Source organism: Polaromonas sp. CG_23.6 (assembly GCF_029892315.1).
Lineage (GTDB): Bacteria > Pseudomonadota > Gammaproteobacteria > Burkholderiales > Burkholderiaceae_C > Polaromonas.
This window is the reverse complement of record NZ_JARXUY010000001.1, coordinates 1,766,382-1,791,172: the sequence shown is the minus strand read 5'-3', so window position 1 is coordinate 1,791,172 and position 24,791 is coordinate 1,766,382. Positions and strand designations below refer to the sequence as shown.

Annotated in this window: 26 protein-coding genes, 1 tRNA gene and 1 pseudogene; 12 read left to right on the top strand and 16 right to left on the bottom strand. The window is 56.0% G+C overall.

Annotated elements, in window-relative coordinates:
- Positions 1-53 precede the first annotated feature (53 nt).
- A pseudogene (locus H4V98_RS08435) lies at positions 54-251 on the bottom strand (transposase); the annotation flags it as partial.
- A gap of 470 nt (positions 252-721) precedes the next feature.
- Between H4V98_RS08435 and H4V98_RS08430 the strand changes: the two are divergent.
- The 11 genes from H4V98_RS08430 (at position 722) to H4V98_RS08380 (ending at position 8,987) form a co-directional block, all read left to right on the top strand.
- Positions 722-2,053, top strand: a complete 1,332-nt coding sequence (locus H4V98_RS08430; RefSeq protein ID WP_196861809.1) for a tyrosine-type recombinase/integrase — start codon at positions 722-724, stop codon at positions 2,051-2,053.
- Between the two features lie 124 nt (positions 2,054-2,177).
- Positions 2,178-2,783 carry an AlpA family phage regulatory protein gene (locus tag H4V98_RS08425; protein ID WP_231374359.1) on the top strand — a complete coding sequence of 202 codons (606 nt, stop codon included), beginning with the start codon at positions 2,178-2,180 and terminating at the stop codon, positions 2,781-2,783.
- 12 nt (positions 2,784-2,795) lie between these two features.
- Complete coding sequence (locus tag H4V98_RS08420) at positions 2,796-3,299, top strand: hypothetical protein (protein WP_196861808.1); 504 nt, start codon at positions 2,796-2,798, stop codon at positions 3,297-3,299.
- Positions 3,300-3,387: 88 nt separating this feature from the next.
- Positions 3,388-4,002 carry a plasmid recombination protein gene (locus H4V98_RS08415; RefSeq protein ID WP_280757433.1) on the top strand — a complete coding sequence of 205 codons (615 nt, stop codon included), beginning with the start codon at positions 3,388-3,390 and terminating at the stop codon, positions 4,000-4,002.
- Between the two features lie 71 nt (positions 4,003-4,073).
- A complete protein-coding gene (locus H4V98_RS08410) occupies positions 4,074-4,469 on the top strand; it encodes a transposase (protein WP_280757188.1) in 396 nt (131 codons plus the stop codon).
- On the top strand, positions 4,466-4,813 hold the full coding sequence (gene tnpB, locus H4V98_RS08405) for an IS66 family insertion sequence element accessory protein TnpB (RefSeq protein WP_280757187.1): 348 nt from the start codon (positions 4,466-4,468) through the stop codon (positions 4,811-4,813). The genes H4V98_RS08410 and tnpB overlap by 4 nt, the downstream gene beginning before the upstream one ends.
- 137 nt (positions 4,814-4,950) lie before the next feature.
- On the top strand, positions 4,951-6,555 hold the full coding sequence (locus tag H4V98_RS08400; RefSeq protein ID WP_280757186.1) for an IS66 family transposase: 1,605 nt from the start codon (positions 4,951-4,953) through the stop codon (positions 6,553-6,555).
- Positions 6,556-6,599: 44 nt separating this feature from the next.
- A complete protein-coding gene (locus H4V98_RS08395; protein WP_280757185.1) occupies positions 6,600-7,226 on the top strand; it encodes a plasmid pRiA4b ORF-3 family protein in 627 nt (208 codons plus the stop codon).
- Positions 7,223-7,894 carry a hypothetical protein gene (locus H4V98_RS08390; RefSeq protein ID WP_280757432.1) on the top strand — a complete coding sequence of 224 codons (672 nt, stop codon included), beginning with the start codon at positions 7,223-7,225 and terminating at the stop codon, positions 7,892-7,894. The genes H4V98_RS08395 and H4V98_RS08390 overlap by 4 nt, the downstream gene beginning before the upstream one ends.
- A gap of 11 nt (positions 7,895-7,905) precedes the next feature.
- Positions 7,906-8,163, top strand: coding sequence for a hypothetical protein (locus H4V98_RS08385; protein WP_196861806.1), 258 nt, complete (start codon positions 7,906-7,908; stop codon positions 8,161-8,163).
- 251 nt (positions 8,164-8,414) lie between these two features.
- Positions 8,415-8,987, top strand: a complete 573-nt coding sequence (locus H4V98_RS08380; protein ID WP_280757431.1) for a hypothetical protein — start codon at positions 8,415-8,417, stop codon at positions 8,985-8,987.
- Between the two features lie 228 nt (positions 8,988-9,215).
- Here H4V98_RS08380 and H4V98_RS08375 read toward each other — a convergent pair whose 3' ends face one another.
- From H4V98_RS08375 to thrS, 10 genes are all read right to left on the bottom strand, one after another.
- Positions 9,216-9,863 (bottom strand): hypothetical protein, encoded by a 648-nt coding sequence (locus H4V98_RS08375; protein WP_196861804.1) that lies wholly within the window; start codon positions 9,861-9,863, stop codon positions 9,216-9,218.
- A 140-nt stretch (positions 9,864-10,003) separates the two neighbouring features.
- Positions 10,004-10,080 (bottom strand) — tRNA-Pro (locus tag H4V98_RS08370).
- A 34-nt stretch (positions 10,081-10,114) separates the two neighbouring features.
- Positions 10,115-10,603, bottom strand: coding sequence for a MerR family transcriptional regulator (locus H4V98_RS08365; RefSeq protein WP_196861803.1), 489 nt, complete (start codon positions 10,601-10,603; stop codon positions 10,115-10,117).
- A gap of 70 nt (positions 10,604-10,673) precedes the next feature.
- Entirely contained in the window at positions 10,674-11,039 is a 366-nt protein-coding gene (locus H4V98_RS08360) for an integration host factor subunit alpha (protein ID WP_196861802.1), read from the bottom strand.
- A gap of 48 nt (positions 11,040-11,087) precedes the next feature.
- Positions 11,088-13,514, bottom strand: coding sequence for a phenylalanine--tRNA ligase subunit beta (gene pheT / locus H4V98_RS08355; RefSeq protein ID WP_280757430.1), 2,427 nt, complete (start codon positions 13,512-13,514; stop codon positions 11,088-11,090).
- 36 nt (positions 13,515-13,550) lie between these two features.
- Positions 13,551-14,615 (bottom strand): phenylalanine--tRNA ligase subunit alpha, encoded by a 1,065-nt coding sequence (pheS, locus tag H4V98_RS08350; RefSeq protein WP_196861800.1) that lies wholly within the window; start codon positions 14,613-14,615, stop codon positions 13,551-13,553.
- 174 nt (positions 14,616-14,789) lie between these two features.
- Positions 14,790-15,149, bottom strand: a complete 360-nt coding sequence (rplT, locus tag H4V98_RS08345; protein WP_196861799.1) for a 50S ribosomal protein L20 — start codon at positions 15,147-15,149, stop codon at positions 14,790-14,792.
- A 25-nt stretch (positions 15,150-15,174) separates the two neighbouring features.
- Positions 15,175-15,378 carry a 50S ribosomal protein L35 gene (rpmI, locus tag H4V98_RS08340; protein ID WP_011802230.1) on the bottom strand — a complete coding sequence of 68 codons (204 nt, stop codon included), beginning with the start codon at positions 15,376-15,378 and terminating at the stop codon, positions 15,175-15,177.
- Between the two features lie 238 nt (positions 15,379-15,616).
- Positions 15,617-16,204 carry a translation initiation factor IF-3 gene (infC, locus tag H4V98_RS08335; protein WP_196861844.1) on the bottom strand — a complete coding sequence of 196 codons (588 nt, stop codon included), beginning with the start codon at positions 16,202-16,204 and terminating at the stop codon, positions 15,617-15,619.
- Between the two features lie 83 nt (positions 16,205-16,287).
- Positions 16,288-18,195 carry a threonine--tRNA ligase gene (gene thrS, locus H4V98_RS08330; protein WP_196861798.1) on the bottom strand — a complete coding sequence of 636 codons (1,908 nt, stop codon included), beginning with the start codon at positions 18,193-18,195 and terminating at the stop codon, positions 16,288-16,290.
- Positions 18,196-18,446: 251 nt separating this feature from the next.
- On the opposite strand from thrS, the gene H4V98_RS08325 reads away from it, so the two are divergent.
- Positions 18,447-18,803, top strand: a complete 357-nt coding sequence (locus H4V98_RS08325) for a hypothetical protein (RefSeq protein WP_196861797.1) — start codon at positions 18,447-18,449, stop codon at positions 18,801-18,803.
- 86 nt (positions 18,804-18,889) lie between these two features.
- Here the strand turns inward: H4V98_RS08325 and aceA are convergent, their stop codons facing one another.
- The 5 genes from aceA to H4V98_RS08300 form a co-directional block, all read right to left on the bottom strand.
- The gene (gene aceA / locus H4V98_RS08320; protein ID WP_196861796.1) at positions 18,890-20,209 is read right to left on the bottom strand and encodes an isocitrate lyase; all 1,320 of its coding nucleotides are present in this window, start codon (positions 20,207-20,209) and stop codon (positions 18,890-18,892) included.
- Between the two features lie 310 nt (positions 20,210-20,519).
- Positions 20,520-21,356, bottom strand: a complete 837-nt coding sequence (locus H4V98_RS08315; protein ID WP_196861795.1) for an ABC transporter permease — start codon at positions 21,354-21,356, stop codon at positions 20,520-20,522.
- A gap of 7 nt (positions 21,357-21,363) precedes the next feature.
- Positions 21,364-22,281 carry an ABC transporter permease gene (locus tag H4V98_RS08310; RefSeq protein WP_196861794.1) on the bottom strand — a complete coding sequence of 306 codons (918 nt, stop codon included), beginning with the start codon at positions 22,279-22,281 and terminating at the stop codon, positions 21,364-21,366.
- 17 nt (positions 22,282-22,298) lie between these two features.
- Positions 22,299-23,399 carry a polyamine ABC transporter ATP-binding protein gene (gene potA, locus H4V98_RS08305; RefSeq protein ID WP_196861793.1) on the bottom strand — a complete coding sequence of 367 codons (1,101 nt, stop codon included), beginning with the start codon at positions 23,397-23,399 and terminating at the stop codon, positions 22,299-22,301.
- 226 nt (positions 23,400-23,625) lie between these two features.
- Positions 23,626-24,786, bottom strand: a complete 1,161-nt coding sequence (locus tag H4V98_RS08300; protein WP_196861792.1) for an extracellular solute-binding protein — start codon at positions 24,784-24,786, stop codon at positions 23,626-23,628.
- Positions 24,787-24,791 lie beyond the last annotated feature (5 nt).

Genomic DNA, 24,791 nt, shown 5'->3' with positions numbered 1-24,791 from the left:
ATTCTTACTGTCCGAGTGCACCGTCAGCTGGCCCGGAGCGATACTCTGGCGCGTGCAGATACTCCGTCGCGCGCGCCGGTATCGACTTCTACGCGCTTGATCCACTCATTGAGCGTGTGCGGCACGCAGCCAATCTTGGGGGCGATGGATTCAATGGCTGCCCACAAAGAGGGGTACTCCCCTCGATGCTCTTGCACCATCCTCACAGCACGCTCCCTGACTTCAGGTGAAAACTTGTTTGACTTCTTCATGGCTCAATCCTCTCAGAGATTTGAGCCTCCTCAAAACTCGGGGCGGTTCAATCCAGGGGCAAGGTCAAATAGGGGAACAACAACTCCCAAAACCCGATATACCCCCACTTGTTCCCCCGGACGTTCCCCTGCTTTGCTGTGCCTGTCAATGTCTTGCTTTGTACGCCGTTGCAACGTAAGACACTGATTTACCAATGAAAAAGGCCGCTAACTGTATGTCGTTAGCGGCCTCTGTCAGAATTAATGGTCAGTGTGAGAGGACTCGAACCTCCGACCCCTTGCACCCCATGCTAGAAAACTTGATTCCAGCCCCATCCAGCACGTTTTAAATAAACTAAAATTATCTTTATAAATCAATAGCTTGCAGATATTTTACATTTTCACGTAGTCCAACACAGTCCAGCAAGTTACACTGAAAGCCAGCCCTACGGTGTGGCTAAAAGTGTGGCTAAATTTGCAGGGTTTTTGATATGGCGGTGATTACGGTCAAAGAACTACAGGCTCTAGGCGCTGCCGACAACGGTCGGCGGGTCAGCATGGGGAATTCCCTTTACGGCACTGTCAGAGCCGTTTCTGATGGTGTCGTGAGTGTCTATGTCGTGTGGCGCTACAAGGTGGGGGGCAAAGTACGACAAATTCCTGTCGGCACCTGGAAAGACAAGGGTGGTCAATCCCTCCTGGCGCTGCGTGCCAAGCGGAACGAACTCGCTGCCGAACTGAAAAAAGGCTCAGACCCCATCGAGCGTAAAGCCGCCGACAAACTCAAGATCGAAATTGACAAGGTGGAAGCGCACCACCATCAGCTCGACCGGCTGGAAGAAATCGCAGAGAAAAAAGCCAGATTGACCGTCAGGGGCTTGTTTGACCTATGGCGAGGGCTATCCCTTAAACACCGCGTTGACGGCGGGACAGAAGCGCAACGGGCTTTTGAGCGTGATGTGTTTCCACTCATCGGTGATATGGCCGTGGCTGATGTGAAGAAAGCGCACGTTCAACAGATTGTTGATTCCATGATGGCGCGGGACATTGCTCGGATGACAAAACGAGTCCTGTCAGACCTGCGACAAATGTTCGGGTTCGCGCTCGACCGGGATTTTGTAGAGGCAGATCCGACCGCCCGAATCAAGAAAGCCAAGATCGGGCCGGACGGTGAACGCGACCGGGTTCTGAACGAAGCCGAATTAATTGACCTCTTTAAAAAACTGCCCTTGTCAGGGCTGGCAGCAACATCGCAATGCGCCCTCCTCCTTCAAATGGCGACCATTGCCCGCATCGGTGAAACAGTGGCCGCACGGTGGGAGAACGTAGATTTTGAGCGGCGGCTTTGGGTTCTGCCTGATACTAAAAACGGCAAGGCGCATCAAATCTGGCTCAGTGACTTTGCATTGCGTCAGTTTGAAATTCTGCGAGACATTACCGGCGCGACGGCGTGGGTTTTCCCCAACTCCAAGCTGAACGGGCCGCTTGACTCCAAGACCGTCACAAAACAGGTTGCAGACCGTCAGCGCACTGACGGGCCTATGTCGGGCCGCACAAAGCAGATTGACGCGCTACAGCTTGCAGGCGGTCACTGGCGGCCTCACGACCTGCGCCGGACGGGCGTAAGCACAATGGCCGAACTAGGCGCTTTGCCGGACGTTATCGAGAAGTGTCTGAACCACACCGAAGAAAACAAGATGAAGCGGATTTACCAGCGTGCAACCTATGAAGGGCCAATGCGTGACGCGTGGCGGCTCTGGGGAGAACGGCTCGATCTGCTGGCGAACAAGCCTGATAACGTCCGCGTACTGCGAGTAGCTTAAAAACACCATCAACTACAGTTAGGGTCTGCATTGGACAAATACGTGCTATAAAGTCGGCGCCTGGACCAACCGAACTGTATAAAAACCCATACTGGTTTTTTAGTGGTCCAGATGAAAGGCAAGAATGAAACGAGTTATTAACGTCAGGAATTTCGATAATCTGAGTATGGTTGAGCCGTTTGGTAACGGTTCTGTTCGGGAAACGTACAACGCATTGATGACCGGCACCCGTTCTGTGTATGTTGAAAGTAAAAAGTCAACGTTATCAATTACAAATGATTTGCCAGAATGCGGCGGCGGTGAATCATCGGCTGGTGTAACGGATGGTCCTGAAGTGGGAGCAAGTGATGACGATGACGGCGGCGACAGCGACGGCGAACCTGCCAGACGACTCCGAAAGGAATCAAAAAACAGAACCCTAAAAGCTGGCGCTAATTCGCGCAAGCCCCCTCACTCCTTAACGTCGGATGACGCCGGAAACAACATGACCAATTCAAATAGCGGTAAACACCGCATCGTCACCGTATCGGCTGGCGCTCTTTCAATTCTTCCCCAAAATCCAGACATAGCACTGTGGCGTCTGCCCACGGTTTTAGCGCATATCCCCGTCAGTCGGTCGGGATGGTGGCAAGGCGTCAAAACAGGCCGCTACCCTGCTCCAGTGAAGCTCTCGACTCGCTGCGTCGCATGGCGTTCTGCGGATATTCGCGCTCTTATCGCGTCCTTTTGATCGGTCAGCATCATGACCAATATCAAAAACGGCACGACGCCGGGAAAAGTCACGCCCAATAAAAAAGCCGCCGGGGGCATTCAATCCACCACGGCGACCAATTCAGTCTCGCACACTGATTCTACCGGCTCACACCCGGCGCAACTTCACCTCGACCTCGACGTTAGGCACGCAGCTGCTCCACCGACTGCTCGACAACCAGCACGCCGAATCTCGACCAGCGCGACCCTGCCAAACGACAAGCCAGTAACCAAGCTTGAAACCATACTGCTGCAATTCGTGATGGGTCGCAACATGAACAGGTTTGAGGCTGAACATCATCACGACCACTGCCTTCACTCGACAGTTAGCACGCTGCAAAACGATTACGGCATCCTAATCGCCCGCCAAAGCGAAACCGTCTCATGCTTGCGCGGTCGGTCAAAGGTGCGGTGTATGCGTTATTGGCTCGATACTACCCCCCCCAACATCACGGCGGCGCGGGCGCTGCTATCCATGTTGGAGACACGCGCATGAGCCGCCTAAATGCGCTTTTCTTGATGGCCTGGTGCGCTGCTCCGTCAACGTGGTTTAAATCGCTCTGGCGACGTTTAACGGGGTCGGCATGAGCGAAGAACTGTTCTTCGCCGTCAAGACCATCGGCCTTTCAAAACGCATGAAGCGCAAGCCGCAAACGTTGCTTCAGGCTGACAAACACAACCGGCGCGAAACCCAGAAGGAGCGCGGCTCTCGCAGCCACATCGACCCGGCGCGCAGCCATTTAAACCGGCGCATCGCTGGACCCGCGCTGTCGGCCGACGTGGTGGCGCTGGCGCAGGCGCGCATGGCGGGCGCGGGCTACAAACCCTTTCGCCACGACTACACGCAGGCGTATGAGGCGCTGTTCTCCCTGCCTGCCGGAACGAGCATCGACACCGCCGTTTATTTCGCACAGTGCCTGCAATGGGCAATTGCTCAGTTCGGACTCGACAACATCCTGAGCGCCGACGAGCACCACGACGAGGGTGCGCCGCATCTTCACATCCTGGTGCTGCCGATGGCTGGCGTTCGATACCTTGGAACCAAGCTGATTGACCGGGTTCGGCTGGCGGGCCTGCGCGATTCGTTCGCAGAGCTGGCGCTATCGTTCGGACTGAAAGAGCCGACCCGACGATTGCACGGCGCAATGAAGGAGGTGACGGGTAAGCGTCCGACGAATACCATTCTTGCGCGAGGTTGATGGGCCGGGCAGTATCCGGGGAGTTGCACGCCATCATGGTGTGCACTCAACCCGGACAAGTGCACACCGTCATGGAACCTCCCAAAGATCCCCTCAAGGCCACCAAGCGCAGACACAGCGCAGCCTTCAAACGCAAGCTCGTCAAGCTGACCGAGCAGGCCGGCGCCTCGGTCGCGGCCATCGCGCTGGCGCACGGCATCAATGCCAATTTGCTGTTCAAGTGGCGGCGCGCACAATCTGGCCGCCCGGCGCGGCTCAAGCCCGTCACGCAGGCCGTACTGCTGCCGGTCACGATGGATCCCTTGCCACCGGCAAGCGCGGTCATCGATTTGCCAGCGCCAACGGTGCGGGCACCGGCGGCCGGCGTCATCGAGATTGAAGTGGGCGGCGCGCGCGTGCGACTGCGCGGCAGCGTCGATCCGGCCAGTGTGCGCTGCGTGCTCCAGGCCCTGCGGGACGCGCCGTGATCGGCCTGCCGGCGGGCACGCGCGTGTGGCTGGCCGCTGGCCTGACGGACATGCGCCGAGGCTTTGACGGCCTGGCCGCCTTGGCGCAAGGCGCGCTGGCGCAAGATCCCTTCTCGGGCCATGTGTTTGTCTTTCGGGGCCGGCGCGGTGACATCGTCAAACTGCTGTGGTGGGACGGCCAGGGCATGTGCCTGTTTGCCAAGCGCCTGGAGAGGGGCCGCTTCGTCTGGCCGCAGGCCGACGCCGGGGCGGTCTCGCTGAGCCCGGCGCAGTTGTCCATGCTGCTCGAAGGCATCGACTGGCGCATGCCGGTGCGCACCTGGCAGCCCACGCTCGCTGCCTGAGTTCATGAACGGATGACCTGCTCTGCCGAAGGGGCGCGCACGGGGAGCCGGGTGGAGGTAACACCACATGCGGGGGCTACCCGCAACCGTGAAACCCCTTCTTTTGGCGTGCCGGTTTTGCTGGCAAAGTGGCGCCCATGAGTTCACACGCGCTGCTGCAACAAATCGATGCCTTGAAGCAAGGCGTCGCGCAGCGTGACGAGCAGATCGGCGCGCTGCGCCTGGCCATCGACAAACTCACGCTGGAGCTGTTCCATCTCAGGCGCATGCGCTACGGGCGCTCGAGCGAGAAGGTGGACAGCGCCCAGTCACAAGTGCAGGCGCCTGGCGTGGCACTCGTGCCAGCGGGTGACGCGGGGGAGGCCTTGCAAGGCGCCCCCGTCGCCGACCTTGAGGACGCCCGCAAAAAGCGCCAGGCCGCTTCCCGCCGCACCGCCCCCCGCCAACTGCCCGGGCATCTGCCGCGCCAGGAGATGATTCACCTCGCATCAAGCGACTGCACTTGCCCGGGGTGCGGCACCGAACTGCGCCAAATTGGCCAGGACACCTCCGAAGTGCTGGAGTACCAGCCTGGCAGCTTCCGGGTCGTGCGCCACGTGCGCCCCAGACTCGCCTGTGTCCGCTGTCACACGATCGTGCAGGCTTCCGCGCCGAGCCGTCCCATTGATCGTGGCCTGGCAGGCGCCGGACTCATCACGCAGGTGTTGGTGGGCAAGTTCTGCGACCACCTGCCGCTGTACCGCCAGAGCCAGATCTACGCCCGCCAGGGCGTGGTGCTTGAGCGCTCCACGCTGGCGGACTGGGTGGCCGGCGCGGCGCGGCTGCTCCAGCCTTTGGCCGATGCCGTGCGCCGCTACGTCCTGCGGGCGGGCAAGATCCACACCGATGACACGCCCGTGCCGGTGCTCAGCCCGGGCCGTGGCACGACCCGCACGGCCCGGCTGTGGGTGTACGCGCGCGATGACAGGCCAAGCGGCGATGCGTCGCCGCCAGCGGTGTGGTTTCAGTATTCCCCGGACCGCAAAGGCGAGCATCCCAGGGGCCACCTCGCGGGCTTTGCCGGCACCTTGCAGGCCGACGCGTTCGCGGGCTACGACGCCCTGTTTGCCGATGGCCAGGTCGTCGAAGCGGCTTGCTGGGCTCATGCCCGGAGAAAGTACTATGAAATCCACAAGGGACAGGACGAGATGCCCGGCACGCTGGCCCATCAGGCGCTGCTGCGCATCGGGGTGCTGTACGCCATCGAGAAAGACATTCGGGGCAAGCCCGCAGAGGAACGCCGGCGCCAGCGGCAAAGCCGCGCCAAACCCCTGGTCGAGGCGATGCACGGCTGGCTCCATGACGCCCTTGGCCAGCTCTCGGCCAAGTCGTCCATGGCGCAGGCCATTGGTTACTCGCTGAACCATTGGCAGGCGCTCACGCGTTTCGTGGACGACGGGCACATCGAGATGGACAACAACGCGGCCGAGCGGGCGCTGCGCGCAGTCGTCCTCGGGCGTAAGAATTACCTGCACTTTGGCTCAGACGCCGGCGGCGAGCGCGCCGCCGTGATTTACACCCTGATCGGCTCGTGCAAGCTCAATGGCATTGATCCCCAGGCCTACCTGCACCATGTGCTGGAGCGCATTGCCGACCATCCGATCAACCGGATTGACGAGTTGCTGCCCTGGCGGGTGGCCGAGCGGCTCCGGCCTGCGTGGCCAGCAGCCCAGCAAACGCAGGACATGGCGCGCGCAGCCTGATGCGGGCCACGGCCTGTCCACCGATTTCGCTACAGTAGCCAAACATGACTGCCAAGCTGCACCGACTGCCAGGAGGCGCGAAGAAACCCGGGGCCAAAACCGCAGCCAATGCAAATGGCGAACTGCGGGCGTACCAACTCCATGTCGAGCTTGAATGGGTGTACCCCAAGGTCTGGCGCCGCCTCTTGGTGCCCACCACGATCGACCTCTCGCGCCTGCATGTCGCGCTCCTGTGGGGCACGGGCTGGCAAGGCGGGCATCTGCATGAGTTCGTCTTTGCCGATGCTAATTACGGCCCGTTGGAGCCGGATTGGGACTTGCCTGAAGGCGTGATCGATGAGGCCAGCGTCACGCTTGAAGAGGCGCTGTGCGCGCGCAGGACGTTCCTCTACGTCTACGACTTCGGGGACAACTGGCGCCACAAGGTCAAGGTGGAAAAAACCGTCACGCTTGACGCGCCGCTGTCGCTGGCGTTGTGCCTGGCCGGAGAAAACGCCTGTCCGCCTGAGGATGTAGGCGGCGCGCCGGGCTACGAGGACTTCGTGCAGGCATTGGCCGATCCAGCCCACCCGGAGCACGACGAACTTAAAAAATGGATCGGCCGCCCGTTTGACCCTGCCGCATTCGACGTGGCCCAAATCAACCAGTGGCTCAACCACACAGAGTCTTGAGTTTCAATACGGGTACTGGGCGGACGCTTACGGTGACGGCGCGCATGGTGCTGGCGCACCTTGAATCGACGCAGGACGCGATTTTGAAGAGCGTTATGTGGTTCACAGCCAAGCAGGACATTGAACGCAACCCAGGTCGATATGCGGCTGCGCTGGGTCTGGTGCTGCCTGTAGTGGCCGCACCAGTGAAGAAGGTCAAGACGCTGGCCGAACTGGTCGTAAGCAGGGGCAGGAGTCCACGGTACGAGCGCGCTGAGAAACCTATTGGTTTTGGTGGCGGCTCAGTGGCTGGGCTGGCTGACGACGTTGTGAAACCTATTGGTTTTGGAAACGACCTCGAAAAGATCGAAACCATAGCTCTGATGGTTTCCGCGCCAAAACCGCCTTCACCACCACCAGCTCGACCACCAGCGATTGAACTGCCTGATCCTCAAATGGAGGAGGAGCGTCAAGTGGAGCACGACCTGGACAACGTGAGCGAAGTGGAGCACTTCCTGGACGCGGTGCGGGACCGCGATGACGACCACGACCCGGCGCTGTACGACCCCGACACGGGCGAATTCTTCAAGCGACCACCTGCTGCTCGACGACGCCGGCAAGCGGCTGACGGCTGGGTGAAGTCGGCATTGATGACAAAGACGGCCGGCGCTGCTGCCGCACGACCATGAAAGACACGAACATGCCTCTCCTTCGCAGAACCTGCTCGACCTGCTGCGCGTTCAACCCTGCGCCGGAGGGTGACGACCCGGGCTGTTTGAACCTGACTTCAATCATCGAGCAATACCGCACGCCGAAAGAGTTTCACCGCGAGCCATTGCCGAACGACTACTGCGACAGCCACCAGACGCACGAGGAGGACAGCGCTGAAGATGCCGCCATTGCTGTGTTCTGGATGACGTTGGGCATCGAGCCGCGGCTGGGCCGGAGTGCCGACTAAGCCGGTTTCCACGAATGGTTTCCACGAATGGTTTCCACGATGGTTTCCACGATGGTTGCCAGCCAAACATGACTTTTCAGGGCGGTGGAAACCTGAGGTTGGACGCGAATTAATACAGCAGTACGCACACGCGCGAGGCTGGGCTGATGACGGGGCGGAAAACCTAACAAAACCTAACATTCGGCTGCTCGAAAAACTCACGTTGCAGGCCGGTTAAACAAACGAATTCGTTTTCTGTGAAGGACTGATTGATGGGAACAGGCGGCACACGGTGCGGGGCAGGACGGCCCGGGCAGCGACTGAAAGCAGAGCACACGCTGAAAGTGGATCTCCGGAGCTGGCGCAAGCTCGGCTATCTGGTCAACGGTCATTCATTCGCATGGCAATGGTCACGCGGCGGGGAGGTGACGGGCAATATCGGCGTATCGGTGCGCGCCGATTCCATCCGGCTGGGGTACGCTGCGAACGGCCAGGACGCATCGCAGACCATCCGGACGACCACGACACCCTGCCGCTACGGTGGCGCGAGAACGTGGTTTCAGTGCCCATGCTGCGGTGGGCGCTCCGTGGTGCTGTTCCTGCGCGTCGGGCGCTTTGCCTGCCGCCAGTGTCAGAAGGTCTCCTACTCATCGCAAAGCGGCTCGGCGCATGACCGGGCGCTTACCCGCTACCACCAACTCCACGCGCTGATCGAGGCCGGCAAACCGAAGTGGCAACGCTGGACGACCTTCGAGCGGCTGGAAGATCGTTTCGAGCGCGTCAATGAACAGGTCAACCGCTCGTTGATGACGTTCATTCAACGCTTGCAGGCGGGCCGGTGTTGACCCGGTAGGGGGTGAAAACTTCAGAGCCTGGGCGGAATGGGACACCCCAGTAGAAGCCACGCGCAGAAAATACCTCCCGTTTGAATCAATTCAAAATCCAGCAAAAGCCGATTCGATTCCTCGACAGGGAATTGAATAACGGCCTGCAACCCGCATGGATGCTGGATTTTTACAGATGAGCTTTGAAAAGTACCGCCAAAAGTACCGACAAAAAGAAAAGTGTTCTGTCTACTTGGTGGGCAAAGCAACTTCGGGATCGAGTACCCAAGGACCAGGAACCGGCGTCTCCTCGAATTCCAGTGGCCCCTCTTTTGGATCAAGCACCCCTAGAGCGACGACTTTTCCCTTTTCCAAGGTAAAGAAAAGCTGATATTTCAAATAGCTCAGAGTTCGTCGTGTTTTGTCTTTATTCACCGATACATGATCAGGGGCACCGAACTTATTTTCAATGTCTACTTGAGTTGAGTAGTAAGAAATTCCTTGAAGTGATGGAAGAGACGACATGTTGCCATCCCATGCTAAAGCTGTGACGCTCCTAACTTTTGAGTTTCTGAAGGCGACAACATGAAAAATTTCACCGCTATTACCGTAGAGCCAGTGCTCTCCTCCGTCACCACTTGGCTTGCCTTTGAGAAAAACCAACTCATCGACAGATATTCCCGGCTTAATTCCCCACAATGCTTGCTCGACTTGAGGTCTTTCAGATAGATAACTGAGCGCTGCCAGCCATAAGCCGAATCCAACAATTGGCACCACAACCACCACAACAGTCCATTTTGCAAGTCGCTTCCAATTCCACCGATCTTTTGTTACTGAGTACAGGCCAATTAGCCCAAGAACGAGAAAGCCATAAAAAATTCCTTCACCCGTAGTCATGCTGGCGTCCCTGATTTTTTGAACTCGCTGTACAGGCCAGCATCGCAAGCGGTGTGGCTAAAGGTGTGGCTAAATTTGCATTACACACCGCACAAAACAAAAAGACTTAGCCCCTTTCGAAGCTAAGTCTTTGATTCATATGGTCGGTGTGAAAGGATTCGAACCTTCGACCCCTTGCACCCCATGCAAGTGCGCTACCAGGCTGCGCCACACACCGATTAAGTAAAATTATACCCTTACAAATACTGCCATCAATTGATCGAATCAAGCAGATCGCGAATGCTGATCAACTCGTAACGAATCGAACAAAGGAATCTCTCCGTAACAGTTGAATCTGAAGGCATTGCGTTGTCAATCGGAATATTTTCAGCCTTGGCTGCATTTTGCGATAAGTTGCGAAGAGAACAGTTGTCATTTTTCTGCGCTAGCAACTTCAATGAAAGAGACCCTAAATCCTTGCCAAAATCCTGTCCAGATGCAGTCATCATCATTTCTTGCAGTTTGTTGCGGGCACCAACGATGGTGAATCCCTGCTCATATAACAACTGGCGTATTTGGCGAATCAATTCGACCTCATGAAGTTGGTAGTAACGGCGATTACCGCGTCTTTTCATAGGCCGCAATTGTGTAAATTCCTGCTCCCAATAACGAAGCACATGTGGCTTCACTCCGCACAGCTTACTGACTTCGCTGATCGTAAAATAGCGCTTTTCAGGAATAGGAAGAGAAGAATACTGCAATTAATTCAATGCCCTTCGAAAGATTCCTCGAATCTACCTCAACTTGCACAGCATGGCAAAGTGAATCAGATCACGCAATATTATCTGCAGCAAAAACGGTCTCAATTTCCGTGTCGCCGATAGCTATTTCCTGGATTTGGTCCTTGAGCTTGTGACTGGCGTGAAAGGTCACCACCCGCCTTGATGCAATGGGAATTGCTTCGCCCGTTCGCGGGTTACGCCCCGGCCTGGGCGCCTTGGTGCGTATTTGAAAGTTGCCAAAACCCGATATCTTCACATCATTGCCATCAATCAGACATTCTGAAATAAGTTCAAAAAATGCATCGATCATTTCCTTGGACTCGCGCTTGTTGAGCCCTATCTGCTCAAACAGCAACTCAGCCAGATGCGCTTTGGTCAGCGCTGGTGTCTCCAGGCTTTCAACAGAAAATTCCATGGGCATCTTTCTGGCTATTGTTGGCTTGAAATCGTTTTTATTGAAGACTTAAGCGCGCAGGCGGGCTTGGAACCGGGAATGCAGCATTGCCACAACGTTCTGAACCGCTGCATCAATCGACTCTTCAGTCAAAGTGGCCGCATCGCTTGAAAGGACTAAACGCACTGCCAGACTTTTTTCACCCAGTTGGACATTCAGGTTGGCTTGCTGCGGTCGGTACACATCAAACAAGGTCGCCTTCTTGAGTAAGCCTTGCGTTTCGGCATTATGAATTGCAGACATGAGCCCTTCATGGCTAACACTTTCCTGCACGATCACAGCAATATCCCGCTCGACAGGCTGAAACTTGCTGACAGCCTTGAAAACCGGCACATGACGCCGCAGAACAGCATCGAGTTCCAGTTCAAACAGCAGGGGCGCCTGTGAGAACTCGTAACCTTGTCGCCACTGCGGATGCAGTTCACCAACAAAGCCAATCTTTCTTCCAGCAACAGATACGCTGGCGCACCGTCCCGGATGCATGGCAGGATGGGATGCAGGTGTAAAAACAGGTTGAAGCGGTGCCAGCAAGGCTTCAACATCTCCCTTAACATCGAAAAAATCGACACTTTTATCAGCCTGTCTCCAATGCAGCGCAGCTCGTGGGCCATAGGACAGCCCCGCAACCCGCATGGGCTGGTTAAATCCAGAAACGGTTGTATCTGTATCTTGTCTTTGCGGGTCGCGCAGAAACACCCTGCCCACTTCAAAGACATTGACACGCGAGGCCTTACGGTCCAGGTTGAACTTGAGCACCTGCAGCAACGATCCCAACAGCGACGAGCGCATGACGCTCATGTGGCTGGCAATCGGGTTGAGCAGTTTGATGGGATTGGGATTGCCCGCCAGTTCGTTTTCCCAGCGCGTCTCGACAAAGCTGTAATTGATGGTTTCCTGGTAACCCAGCAAAGCTAGGGCACGTTGTACGGCAAACGGACTGCGTTCAGTTTCAGAACGAAGTCGAGGAGTGATAGGGGCGAGCGGCGGCGTTTGCGGCAACTGCTCATAACCAACAATGCGCACCACCTCTTCAATCAGGTCTTCCTCTATTTGCAGGTCGAAACGATAGCTTGGTGGCGTCACGGTCAACGTGCCATCGCCTGCTTTGACATCCAGTCCCAGGCGCACCAGTGCATCTTGACATTGCGCCTGCGTGAGCGGCATGCCAATGACCTTGGCTGCACGCGCCACGCGCATGGTGACCGGCACAGCCTTGGGAAGGTTGACCTTAAGGTCGTCAACCGGCCCGCAGACCGTCTCTGGCGTTCCGCAAATGTCGAGGATGAGTTTAGTGATGCGTTCTAAATGATCCACGGTTTTTCCGGCGTCGACGCCGCGCTCGAAACGGTGGCCGGCATCGGTGGAGAAGTTGTAGCGGCGTGATCGCCCTGCAATTGCCTTGGGCCACCAAAATGCAGCTTCAACATATACATTTTTCGTGTCATCAGACACTGCAGTGGCATCGCCTCCCATGATGCCAGCCAGCGATTCAACCTGATGGTCATCGGCAATTACGCCAACCCGTTCATCGACCGCGACGGTACTGCCGTTTAGCAGCGTGAGTGTCTCCCCTTGCTTTCCCCAGCGAACATCCAGCCCGCCTTGAATCTTGTCAAGGTCAAAGATATGGCTGGGTCGGCCCAATTCAAACATCACATAATTGGAAATGTCCACCAGCGCCGTCACGCTGCGCTGGCCGCAGCGCGCCAAGCGGTCAATCATCCATGATGGTGTCACCGCTTGCGGATTCACGTTGCGTACTATACGGCCTGAAAAGCGCCCACACAGGTCGGGCGCGCTTACCTTGACAGCCAATGTGTCTTGATTGCCAACCCGGACTGCAGGAAAAGACAGCGTTTTCAAGGCAGCACCCGTCAGTGCTGCAACTTCACGGGCCACCCCGTAGATGCTCAGGCAGTGCGCCAAATTGGGCGTTAGCTTGAGAGTGAACAAGGTGTCATCCAGCTTGAGATGCACTCGGATATCTTGCCCCACTGGCGCATAAGAGGCCAGTTCCAAAAGGCCGCCATGGTCCTCTGAAAGCTTTAGTTCCCGTGCCGAGCACAGCATGCCTTCGCTCTCCACACCTCGCAGTTTGCCAATTTTGATCGGGAAAGGTTTGCCATCTTCGCCAGGAGGCAATTCAGCCCCTACCAGTGCGCAAGGCACCTTGATACCGACTCGTGCATTGGGCGCTCCGCAGACGATGGTGAGCAATTTGTCTTGACCCACATCAACCTGACACACGCGCAGGCGGTCGGCATTGGGATGCTGCATAGCTTCCATGATTTCACCGACCACGATGAGATTGAACGGAGGTGCAAACGGCTTGAGCTCTTCAACTTCAAGTCCTGCCATGGTCAGGGTTTCAGCGAGTTGCTCAGTGCTGATGGGTGGGTTGCAAAATTCGCGTAACCAGGATTCTGGAAATTGCATGGTGTGGCCTTGTTCTTTCGTTTGCTGTTCTTGTTGTTATGACTGGAACTGCGACAGGAAGCGGATGTCGCCATCAAAGAAGAGGCGCAAGTCATTGACGCCGTAGCGCAGCATGGTCAACCTGTCCGGCCCCATGCCAAATGCAAAACCGATGTACTTTTCTGGATCGAGTCCCATGTTGCGCACCACATTTGGGTGCACCTGTCCCGAACCTGCCACTTCTAGCCATTGACCCGACAGCGGCCCCGACTGGAACTGAATGTCAATTTCTGCGCTTGGCTCGGTGAACGGGAAAAAACTGGGGCGAAAGCGGAGCACCAGATCGTTGCTCTCAAAAAAGGTGCGGCAAAAATACGTGAACACATACTTCAAGTCCTTGAAACTCACGTTCTCGCCAATCCACAGCCCTTCGCACTGGTGGAACATCGGCGAATGTGTCGCATCGCTGTCAACGCGGTAAGTACGGCCCGGGGCAATCACACGAATTTCAGGCATGCGGCCACCAGCGTCGATTAACGCCCGGTGTTTTTTGACATGCTGGACGGCATAGCGGATCTGCATTGGGCTGGTATGGGTACGCAGCAAATTAGGCGCATTTTCCGTACCGCCCTCGACATAAAAAGTGTCATGCATCGATCGCGCAGGATGGTCTTCTGGTGTGTTGAGCGCTGTAAAGTTAAACCAGTCGGTTTCAATCTCAGGGCCCTGCGCTACATCAAAACCCATGGAGCCGAAGATGTCTTCAATCCGCTCCAGCGTAAGCGATACAGGGTGCAAGCCGCCCTGCACACGCTGGCAGCCGGGTAGGGTTACATCAAGCGCTTCGGCTTTTAACTGCTTTTCGAGCTCTGCTTTCGCAAGCGCCTGGCGCCGCTCATTCAAAGCGGTTTCGATCGCTTGTTTGGCAAGATTGACGGCAGCACCGCGGGATTTTTTCTCTTCCACCGAAAGCTGCGCCATACCCTTCATGAATTCGGTGATGCGGCCTGATTTACCAAGAAATTGTGCTTTGGCATTTTCCAGATCCGCAGGCGTTGCAGACTGGGAAAAATTGGTTTTGGCAGTAGCGATCAGTTCATTGAGGATATCGGCGTCGTTCATAAGTTCTCTTGTACGGGTGCAGGAAGAAACACATCAGCGTTATTTTTGGTCATATGACCATGACGAAGACGCTACACAAAAGGCCATGAAAAAAGGGCCAGAGCCTTTTCAAGCTCCAGCCCTCTATTTTCCTACGCAAGTAGCTATTTATTTAATAGCGTACTTTCCTGAAAATCAGGCGGCCAGCTTGGCTTTGGCCTGCTCGACGATAGCGCCAAAAGCAGCACTGTCATGGATCGCCATGTCGGACAGAACCTTGCGGTCAATCTCGATGCCGGCTTTTTTCAGGCCATTGGCGAACTGGCTGTAAGTCAGTCCAAATGAACGACTTGCGGCATTAATACGGGCAATCCACAGACGGCGGAAAACACGTTTTTTGTTGCGACGGTCACGGTAGGCGTATTGCCCGGCCTTCATTACCGCTTCTTTAGCGATCCGGAAGACATTACCGCGGCGACCGCGAAAACCTTTTGCAAGGGCTAAAACTTTTTTGTGGCGGGCGCGAGCCGTTACACCACGTTTGACGCGAGGCATATATTACTCCTTGTTCGTCGTTAAATTAAATGCCACGGCCTGGCAGCATCTGTGCCATATGACCCATATTGGTCTCATGAACAGCTACCGAACCACGCAATTGGCGTTTGTTTTTGGTGGTCTTCTTGGTCAGAATGTGACGTTTGAAGGCTTGGCCACGCTTGACGGTACCACCTGGGCGAACGCGGAAACGCTTCTTAGCGCCGCTTTTGGTCTTCATTTTGGGCATGTATATGCTCCTTTTCGTTTGTGCTCGTGAGGCGCTGCGAAACTTTCGCAAACTTGATGGCCCCGAGCCACTTGTAATGGCAAGATTTGACAATTGCCATTGGCGCAACGGCTTTTGTTCCGTCACTTTCGAAAGCCCGGTTAAGACCTAAGCTCACAGGAACATCGTTCAGATGCACCTTTGTTATTTTTAGGAAGCCTTCTTACTGAAACCGGCAACCCTGCTTATCTGTCAGTACTCACGCGACCTCTGCCGATACCTTGGAAGCAACTTTTTTTCGTCCTGGGGCAATCATCATGACCATCTGCCGGCCTTCAAGCTTTGGAAACTGCTCCACCAAAATCAAATCCGCCAATTCGTCACGAATTCGTGCCAGCAAGGCCAAACCCAGTTCTTGGTGCGTAATTTCTCGACCACGAAAGCGCAGCGTAATCTTGCATTTATCGCCATCATCTAGAAAACGCTTGATGTTGCGTATCTTGATGTTGTAGTCGCCGTCATCGGTGCCTGGCCGGAACTTAACTTCCTTGACTTCGATGACTTTTTGTTTGGACTTGGCCTCTGCAGCTTTTTTCTGTTCAGCGTACTTGAATTTTCCGTAATCCATCAACCTACAAACAGGCGGCATGGCAGTAGGAGAAATCTCAACCAAATCCACGTCCGCTTCACCGGCCAGACGCAACGCCTCCATCAGACTCACGACGCCCAAAGGTTCGTTGTCTGGCCCGGAAAGGCGTACTTCAGGGGCCATGATTTCACGGTTCAAGCGGTGCTTGCGTTCTTCACGGTGACGGCGGTCACGAAATTCTGTAGCGATGGTGGGAATCCTTCAATATTTGCTATAAAAGCTATAGCTGCTTACATATACCCATCAAGGGAATTAGACTTTATTCAAAAAATTTATTAGGATCAGGCTTTTTGTGCAATGTCGGAGGCAATTTGTTGGACAAACGCATCGAGGGACATTACGCCAAGGTCTTTATTGCCCCGGGCACGCACTGAAACTGCGCCTACGGCCATTTCCTTGTCACCTATAACTAGGATGTAAGGCTGCTTCTGCAATGAATGTTCACGTATTTTATACGTAATTTTCTCATTACGTAAGTCAAGGTTGACCCTAGTACCATGATTTTGCAGCGTTTTAGCAACGTGTTTTGCATAATCAGCTTGGGAATCGGTAATGGTCAGCACAGAAACTTGCTCTGGCGCCAACCATGTGGGAAGTGCGCCGGCATGTTCTTCGATCAAAATTCCGATGAATCGCTCCAGGCTCCCAACAATCGCCCTGTGCAGCATGACAGGCCGATGGCGCGCACCATCTTCTCCGACATATTCTGCATCCAGCCGCTCGGGCATCGAGAAATCGACCTGGATCGTGCCGCACTGCCACTGCCGGCCAATGGCATCTTTCAGTGTGTATTCGATCTTTGGACCGTAAAACGCACCCTCGCCCGGCGAAACCTCAAACTCGCAGCCTGAGGCGCGCAGACTTTCGATCAGTGCGGCCTCGGCCTTGTCCCAGCTTTCATCGGAGCCAATACGGGCATCGGGCCGCGTTGCAACTTTATAAATAATGTTTTTGAAGCCAAAGTCGGTATAGACCTTTTGCAACAGCGTCGTGTAATCGACGCACTCTTTCAGAATCTGTTCTTCGGTGCAAAAGATGTGGCCGTCGTCCTGAGTGAAGCCGCGCACCCGCATGATGCCGTGCAGGCCACCGGTTGGCTCGTTGCGGTGGCACTGCCCAAATTCACCATAGCGCAATGGCAAATCGCGGTAGCTTTTGATGCCCTGCTTGAATATGAGAATGTGGCCAGGGCAGTTCATTGGCTTGAGAGCGAAATCACGCTTTTCGCTCTCGGTCGTGAACATGTTGTCGCGGTATTTGTCCCAGTGGCCAGTTTTTTCCCACAACGTCTTGTCCAGGAGTTGCGGCCCTTTAACCTCCTGGTAGCCGTTGTCCTGATAGACCTTGCGCATGTATTGCTCTACGCCCTGCCAAACCGTCCAGCCCTTGGGATGCCAGAACACCAAGCCTGGCGAATGGTCGTCAATATGGAACAGATCCAGTTCCTTGCCCAGTTTGCGGTGATCGCGCTTGTCTGCTTCTTCGAGCATCGTCAAATACTGTTGCAACTCGTCTTTGGTGGCCCAAGCCGTGCCATAAATACGTTGCAGCATCTCGTTGCGGTGATCGCCGCGCCAATAGGCACCGGCCACCTTCATGAGCTTGAAAAATTTGAGCTTGCCTGTGCTGGGCACGTGGGGACCGCGGCACAGGTCTTCAAACGCGCCTTCGCTGTAAAGCGACACATCCTGATCGGCCGGGATGCTGGCAATGATTTCGGCCTTGTAATGCTCACCCAGGCTTTTAAAATATTCCACCGCCTCATCGCGCGGCAACACGCGGCGCGTAATCGGCTCGTCAATAGCCGCCAGCGCTGTCATGCGCTTTTCAATCGCCAGCAAATCTTCGGGGGTAAATGGACGCTTGTAGGCAAAATCGTAGTAGAACCCGTTTTCAATTACCGGACCAATGGTGACCTGCGCTTCTGGAAACAAGTCCTTGACGGCATAAGCCAGCAAGTGAGCCGCGCTGTGGCGTATCAGTTCTAGGCCGTCAGCGTCTTTGGCGGTGACGATGGCCAGTGCGCTGTTTTTTTCAATCAGGAAACTGGTGTCGACCAACTTACCGTCAACCTTGCCGCCCAGGGCCGCTTTGGCCAAGCCGGTGCCGATAGACGCAGCCACGTCGGCCACGGTCAGTGCGTGGGCAAAGTCGCGGTGGGAACCATCGGGAAGCGTTATCTGGATCATGGCAAAGGGCAAAAAATGGGAGGGGAAAATGAGATGCAACGGATTTACGGCGATTGCAAATCGTTGCCGGATCGACAACACTGAATGATCGATTCTAACTGGCCGCCCTGATCTTCCGGCAATAACAAACGTCTTGTAAAACTCCGGTAAAGAAGCGCTGGCTGGTTTGCCGTGCGTCGGCCAGCCCACACAAAGGCGCGTTGATCAAAGCGCGCCTCAAGCGCTTTGAGTTGATCAAACCCAGGAAATACATGACGAATTCAAGACCGATTTTTCGTATCGTTGTCGTTTGCGCGATAGCCACACTGACACTGTCGGCGTGCGTGGTGGCGCCGCACCCTCGCACAGTTTACGTCCAGCCAGCGGCAGTGCAGCCCGAGATCGTGGTGGGCGTCGCACCGCCGCCGCCTTATGTCGAAATCATTCCAGTGGTGCCGTTTGCAGGCGCTGTCTGGATAGGTGGCTACTGGGGCTGGTCAGGCGGACGTCACCAATGGGTACCAGGGCGCTACGACTACGCACGGCCCGGTTATCGCTGGCAAGCCCACCAGTGGAGCCCGGGCTTGCACGGCAACTGGTACCTGCGAGGCGGCGGCTGGATTCGATAAACGTTAAAAAAGGCCAGGACGAAAGTCGCTGGCCTTTTTGAAGGGGATGACTTGGAAGCCCCGCTTGGGGTCTTCGTCTCAGACGATCAGTGGAACTGCTCTTCTTCGGTCGAGCCGGTCAGCGCGGTCACACTGGACTTGCCGCCCTGAATCACGGTGGTCACTTCGTCGAAATAGCCGGTGCCGACTTCCTGCTGGTGCGACACAAAAGTGTAGCCGCGGCTGCGGGCTGCGAATTCGGGCTCTTGCACCTTCTCGATATAAGCTGTCATTCCGCGCGCCACGTAGTCCTGCGCCAAGTCGAACATGTTGTACCACATGGAATGGATGCCAGCCAGCGTGATGAACTGGTACTTGTAGCCCATGGCGCCGAGTTCTTTCTGGAACTTGGCAATGGTCGCGTCGTCCAGGTTCTTCTTCCAGTTGAACGAAGGGGAGCAGTTGTAGGCCAGCATCTTGCCGGGGTGCACCGCATGCACGGCATCGGCGAATTTCTTGGCAAACTCGAGGTCGGGCGTACCGGTTTCGCACCACACCAGATCGGCGTAATGAGCGTAGGCCACAGCGCGGGAAATCGCCTGATCCATGCCTTTTTTGGTTTTGTAGAAACCTTCAGCGGTGCGCTCGCCGGTGATGAAGGGCTTGTCGTTTTCATCGTAGTCGCTGGTCAGCAAGTCGGCGGCTTCGGCATCGGTACGGGCAATCACCAAGGTAGGCACGCCGCAAACGTCAGCAGCCATGCGGGCAGCGATCAGCTTCTGACAGGCTTCTGCCGTAGGCACCAGCACTTTTCCGCCCATATGGCCACATTTCTTGACGGAAGCAAGTTGGTCTTCAAAGTGGACGCCGGCCGCACCGGAGTTGATCATGGCTTTCATCAGCTCGAACGCGTTCAGCACGCCACCGAAACCTGCTTCGGCATCGGCCACGATGGGCGCGAAGTTGTCGATGTAGCCGGCGTCGCCTGCGTCAATCCCCTTGGAATGCTGGATTTCGTCGGCACGGCGGAAGGTGTTGTTGATGCGCTCGACCACTTTTGGCACCGAGTCCACTGGGTACAGCGACTGGTCAGGGTACATGGCGGCATAACCGTTGTTGTCGGCGGCAACTTGCCAGCCTGACAAATAAATGGCTTTGACGCCGGCTTTCACCTGTTGCATCGCCTGACCGCCGGTCAGCGCGCCGAGGCAGTTAACGTAAGGCTCGTTGTTCACCAGACCCCAGAGCTTTTCAGCGCCACGGCGAGCCAGCGTATGCTCGATTGGGAATGAGCCGCGAAGGCGAACCACGTCGGCTGCGCTGTAGCCGCGCTTGATGCCTTTCCAGCGTGGATTGGTTGCCCAGTCTTTTTCAAGGGCGGCAATTTGCTGTTCGCGACTGAGTTGTTCGGTAAAGCTTTGTGGCATGGTGAACTCCATTAGTAGAAAAAAATAAGTGGGTTTATTCTAAGTCTTCTACAAGACTTAAACACAATCTTATGTCTTATATAAGACTATATATTTCTTTAAAAATCAACTACTTAGATTTGTATTTCACTATACGAAATTTAGTTCTTCATTGCGCAAATTAATCACAAGCAGCTTTTGCCTTTATTTCGTCTTGTGATAAAAACTTTTGCCTTGTGAAAAAATTAAACTCGGGTTGACGACATCCAAGCTATCAGTTGAGCCACGAATTAGACCTATGACAGGTCTAAACAGTATTTGACTCAATGAATTAGGTCCGGTTGGCAGCGGCAATTTCGCGTTCGCGCTGCCGGGTTTTCCGCGCCACCCAGACGCTGTAGCTGACGATGACCACTGTCACAGTGGCAATCAGCAGTGTCGCGGCCGCATAGATGGTCGGGTTAATGCCGCGTCGCGCATAGCCAAAGATCACTTGCGGCAGCGTGTTGACGCCGGGACCGGATAAAAATTCGGCAATCACCACATCATCGAAAGACAGGGTGAAAGACAGCAGAAAAGCCGCCAGCACGGCCTGGAAGATATTCGGCAGCGTGATGAGGAAAAAAACCTGATGCGGCCGTGCGCCCAGGTTCATGGCAGCTTCTTCAATCGAGCGGTCCATTTCCAGCAGTCTTGACTGGACGACCACCATGGCATACGCCATGCCCAGCAGCGTATGGCCCAGGACAATGGTGAGCATGCCGCGCTGCGGCCATCCCAGAAAATTTTGCGCACCGACCATCAACAGGAGCAGCGACAGGCCAATGACCACTTCCGGCATGACCAGCGGTGCGTTGACCATGCCGGAGAAGGTGGTACGGCCTGGAAAACGGCGATACCGCACCAGGACAAAAGCGCAAAACGTGCCCAGCGTGGCAGAAAGCAGGCCGGACACCAAGGCGATTTTCAGCGAAAGCCAGAAGCCGTCGACGATCTTGGTATCGCGCGTCAATGCCTCATACCAGCGCAGCGAAAACCCGGTGAATTCCGCATCTTGGCGGGTGCTGTTGAACGAAAAGACGACCATGAAAATCAGCGGCAGGTACAAGAACAGGTAAACCAGTGCCAGCCACAGCTTGCCGAAGTGCTTTTCCATCATGCTTTTCATGGCCGGGTTACTTCCCTGGCTCGGCCGCATCGCCGGTGTAATGGTAGTAAATCGCCAATGGCACGACGATCAGACCGATCATGACCACCGCGAGCGCCGTCGCCCGTGGCCAGTTGTTGCCGGTGAACATTTCATCCCAGACCACGCGTCCGATCATGATGTTTTCAGGCCCGCCCAGCAGCGAAGGAATCACGAACTCGCCCACGCATGGAATGAACACCAGCATAAAGCCGGCGACGATGCCAGCCCGAGACAGCGGCACAGTGACCAGCCAGAAGGACTTGAACGGCGAAGCGCCCAGGTCATAAGCCGCTTCCAGCAATCGGAAATCCATCTTCACCAGATTGGCATAAAGGGGCAGCACCATGAAAGGCAGGTAGACGTAGGTCATGCCTACCATCATGGACACATCGGTGTAGAGAAGCTGGAGGGGTTCAGCCGTCAATCCCAGCGCCATGAGCGCCCGGTTGAACACGCCCTGGTCAGCCAGGATGCCTTTCCAGGCATAGACGCGCAGCAGGAACGAGGTCCAGAATGGAAGCATCACCATCATCAACAAAGCAGGCCTCACGCTTGACGGCGATCGCGCAATGAAATAGGCGAACGGGTAGCCGATAACCAGGCACAGCACGGCGGTGCACAGCGCATACCAGAGCGATCGCAAATAAGCCTCGACGTAAAGCGTCTGGAACAGCGCGCCACCTTCGCTGCTGCGAAAAATCGACCCGTAGTTCTCGTACTTGAGCTTGAGCAGGCCGGATTGCGAATCCCACAGAGGCTTGAACGGATTGATGTCGTTGCCCATGTCGACAAAGCTGATGTACAGCAGGATGAGGAAGGGCAGGAAGAAAAAAACGATCAGCCACAGATAAGGCACGCCGATCACGAAGCGTTTTCCGGGCATGGGAAAGCGTGAAGCGGCCATGGCGTTGGTGGGCTCCTTTAATCGCGCAGCACAATGCCGGCGCGGTCGTCCCACCAGAAAAACACCTTGTCTTCCCATGTGATGTTGCTCAGGTCCTGCCGCGAGGTATTGGCTTCGGTGATGCGCACCCGGGAGCCGTCGACTGCCACGACGATGTAGGTGTTGTAAGAGCCAAAGTAGGCAATTTCCTGGACTTTTCCGGTGAAGACATTGCGGTCCACATCGGGGCGCTGCTTGCTGATTTCGATTTTCTCGGGCCGCACGGCAATGGCCAGTGGCATGTTCCATGAGCCGCTCACGCCGTGGCCGACCTGGATTTCACCGATACCGGTGATGGCGGCGCAGCGGTCTGTCTCGTCCACGCTGAGGCGGCCTTCAAACATATTCACATTGCCAATAAAGTCTGCAACAAAGCGGTTGGCCGGATGCTCGTACACCTCTTCGGGCGTGCCCACCTGCAACACCCTGCCCTTGCTCATGACGGCGATGCGGCCCGCCATGGTCATGGCTTCTTCCTGGTCGTGGGTCACCATCACGCAGGTCACGCCGACTTTCTCGATGATGTTGACGAGTTCGAACTGGGTCTGTTCGCGCAGCTTCTTGTCCAGCGCGCCCAGTGGTTCATCAAGCAACAAAAGCTTGGGCCGCTTGGCCAGGCTGCGGGCCAACGCCACCCGCTGCTGCTGGCCACCGGAGAGCTGGTGCGGCTTGCGTTTGGCAAACGCGCCAAGTTGCACCAGATCCAGCATTTCGCCTACCCGCTGCTGAATGTCGGCCTTGGGCAGGCCTTCGCGCTTGAGGCCGAAAGCAACGTTTTCCCAGGTATCGAGGTGCGGAAACAAGGCATACGACTGGAACATCATGTTGATGGGACGGTCATAGGGCTGCAGCCCGGCCACGTCCTCGCCACCCAACAGGATACGGCCCGAGGTGGGCTTCTCAAAGCCCGCCAGCATGCGAAGCAAAGTGGATTTACCGCAGCCTGAACTGCCCAGCAACGCGAAAATCTCGCCACGGTTCACCGACAGCGACACCTCGTCGACCGCCAGCGCCTCGTCAAAGCGCTTGACCAGTTTCTCGGTGACCAGGTAGCCCGCTTTTCCATCGTTTTCTGCCATGCATCCGTTCCTGCGTTTTTTTGTACTTCGGAATCCACAGCCTCATTGATCTGACTGAAAAACTCAATTTCATCATCAAAAAGGCTATTTCCGCAATACCAGCAAACCTAACCAGCTATTGATTCAGTAGCGTGATGCCGCTGGTTGCTTGCCGCACCACCATCAACACTGAAAGCAGGGCCAATGGCATGTCCCAAGTGCTGATGTCAGGCACGGGAAATTGACGTCACCGGCCTTTTTTGACGCTGTTGTAGGCGTTGGCCAGGGCTTCACGGGCTTCGTTGGTGAAACTGCTGGGCGCGATCATCTTGCTGAAGTACGCGGGCTCGACAAAGATGGTCTTGTTGCCTGAAATCTCCGGCTTGATCTGGGCAATCGCTGCCTTGTTGGCGGTGGGATAGTTCATCGTGTTGGTCACCGACGCAGCGTTTTCGGGACGCAGGTAGAAATTGATGAAAGCCTGGGCGTTGTTTGGATGCCTGGCGTCCTTGGTCAGGGCCATCGTGTCGGCGAAAAGCAATGCGCCGGTGCTCGGCAGCAGGGCTTCAATGACGTCCTTCGAGCCGTTTTCCCTGGCGCGGTTGGCGGCGATGTTGATGTCGCCCGACCAGCCGATGACCGCGCACGCTTTGGCGCCGGCCACATCATCGATCATGGTGGCGCTGAACAGGCGCACGTCCTTGCGAACCTTGAACAGCATTTCGGCGGCTGCCTTGAAGTCGGCAGGGTTGTTCGAATAGGCGTCCTTGCCGATGTAGTGCAGCGCCGCCGGAATGATTTCGGTGGGTGAATCCAGGTAGGCAATGCCGCAGGATTTGAGCTTGGCGGTGTATTTGGGGTCAAACACCAGGTCCCAGGCGTTTTCCGGCATGGGCATGCCGGCCAGCGCCTTGTCCACCCTGGTCTTGTTGATGCCCACGGTGGTGAAGCCCCAGGCCCAGGGCACCAGGTACTTGTTGCCTGGATCGGCCTTGGTCAGGGTGTCCATGATGGCCGGCTCCAGATTGGCAAGGTTGGGAATCTTGGCCTTGTCCAGCGGCTGCAGCAGCCCGCCTTCTATCTGCGACTTGGCAAACACGGTACCCGGCACAACGATGTCATAACCGGTGTTGCCAGCCACCAGCTTGGCATGCAGGGCTTCATTGGTTTCAAAGGTGTCGTAATTGACCTTGATGCCGGTTTCCTTTTCAAAGGCGGCTGTCATGCCTTCGGGAATGTAGTCAGGCCAGTTGTAGATATTGAGCACCTTCTCCTCGGCATTGACCGGTAGCGCCGGGGCTGCAGCCACAGCCGCAGGCGCGGGAACAACCGCCACCGGTTCTTCTTTTTTGCCGCAAGCGGCCAGCAAAAGCGCTGAAATGGCGGTCACCAGTACAAGTTTTTTCATGGGGG

Excerpts from the sequence above, each read along its gene's own strand:
- H4V98_RS08415 (WP_280757433.1), top strand. The coding sequence starts at position 3,388 with ATGAGCGAAGAACTGTTCTTCGCCGTCAAGACCATCGGCCTTTCAAAA.
- potA (WP_196861793.1), bottom strand. The coding sequence starts at position 23,399 with ATGGCAGAAAACGATGGAAAAGCGGGCTACCTGGTCACCGAGAAACTG.
- H4V98_RS08360 (WP_196861802.1), bottom strand. The coding sequence starts at position 11,039 with ATGGAATTTTCTGTTGAAAGCCTGGAGACACCAGCGCTGACCAAAGCG.
- H4V98_RS08375 (WP_196861804.1), bottom strand. The coding sequence starts at position 9,863 with ATGACTACGGGTGAAGGAATTTTTTATGGCTTTCTCGTTCTTGGGCTA.
- H4V98_RS08380 (WP_280757431.1), top strand. The coding sequence starts at position 8,415 with ATGGGAACAGGCGGCACACGGTGCGGGGCAGGACGGCCCGGGCAGCGA.
- rplT (WP_196861799.1), bottom strand. The coding sequence starts at position 15,149 with ATGCCTCGCGTCAAACGTGGTGTAACGGCTCGCGCCCGCCACAAAAAA.
- thrS (WP_196861798.1), bottom strand. The coding sequence starts at position 18,195 with ATGATCCAGATAACGCTTCCCGATGGTTCCCACCGCGACTTTGCCCAC.
- H4V98_RS08315 (WP_196861795.1), bottom strand. The coding sequence starts at position 21,356 with ATGAAAAGCATGATGGAAAAGCACTTCGGCAAGCTGTGGCTGGCACTG.
- H4V98_RS08400 (WP_280757186.1), top strand. The coding sequence starts at position 4,951 with ATGAGTTCACACGCGCTGCTGCAACAAATCGATGCCTTGAAGCAAGGC.
- H4V98_RS08420 (WP_196861808.1), top strand. The coding sequence starts at position 2,796 with ATGACCAATATCAAAAACGGCACGACGCCGGGAAAAGTCACGCCCAAT.
- rpmI (WP_011802230.1), bottom strand. The coding sequence starts at position 15,378 with ATGCCCAAAATGAAGACCAAAAGCGGCGCTAAGAAGCGTTTCCGCGTT.
- H4V98_RS08385 (WP_196861806.1), top strand. The coding sequence starts at position 7,906 with ATGCCTCTCCTTCGCAGAACCTGCTCGACCTGCTGCGCGTTCAACCCT.
- pheT (WP_280757430.1), bottom strand. The coding sequence starts at position 13,514 with ATGCAATTTCCAGAATCCTGGTTACGCGAATTTTGCAACCCACCCATC.
- H4V98_RS08395 (WP_280757185.1), top strand. The coding sequence starts at position 6,600 with ATGACTGCCAAGCTGCACCGACTGCCAGGAGGCGCGAAGAAACCCGGG.
- H4V98_RS08300 (WP_196861792.1), bottom strand. The coding sequence starts at position 24,786 with ATGAAAAAACTTGTACTGGTGACCGCCATTTCAGCGCTTTTGCTGGCC.
- pheS (WP_196861800.1), bottom strand. The coding sequence starts at position 14,615 with ATGAACGACGCCGATATCCTCAATGAACTGATCGCTACTGCCAAAACC.
- H4V98_RS08425 (WP_231374359.1), top strand. The coding sequence starts at position 2,178 with ATGAAACGAGTTATTAACGTCAGGAATTTCGATAATCTGAGTATGGTT.
- H4V98_RS08430 (WP_196861809.1), top strand. The coding sequence starts at position 722 with ATGGCGGTGATTACGGTCAAAGAACTACAGGCTCTAGGCGCTGCCGAC.
- aceA (WP_196861796.1), bottom strand. The coding sequence starts at position 20,209 with ATGCCACAAAGCTTTACCGAACAACTCAGTCGCGAACAGCAAATTGCC.
- H4V98_RS08310 (WP_196861794.1), bottom strand. The coding sequence starts at position 22,281 with ATGGCCGCTTCACGCTTTCCCATGCCCGGAAAACGCTTCGTGATCGGC.
- H4V98_RS08410 (WP_280757188.1), top strand. The coding sequence starts at position 4,074 with ATGGAACCTCCCAAAGATCCCCTCAAGGCCACCAAGCGCAGACACAGC.
- H4V98_RS08325 (WP_196861797.1), top strand. The coding sequence starts at position 18,447 with ATGACGAATTCAAGACCGATTTTTCGTATCGTTGTCGTTTGCGCGATA.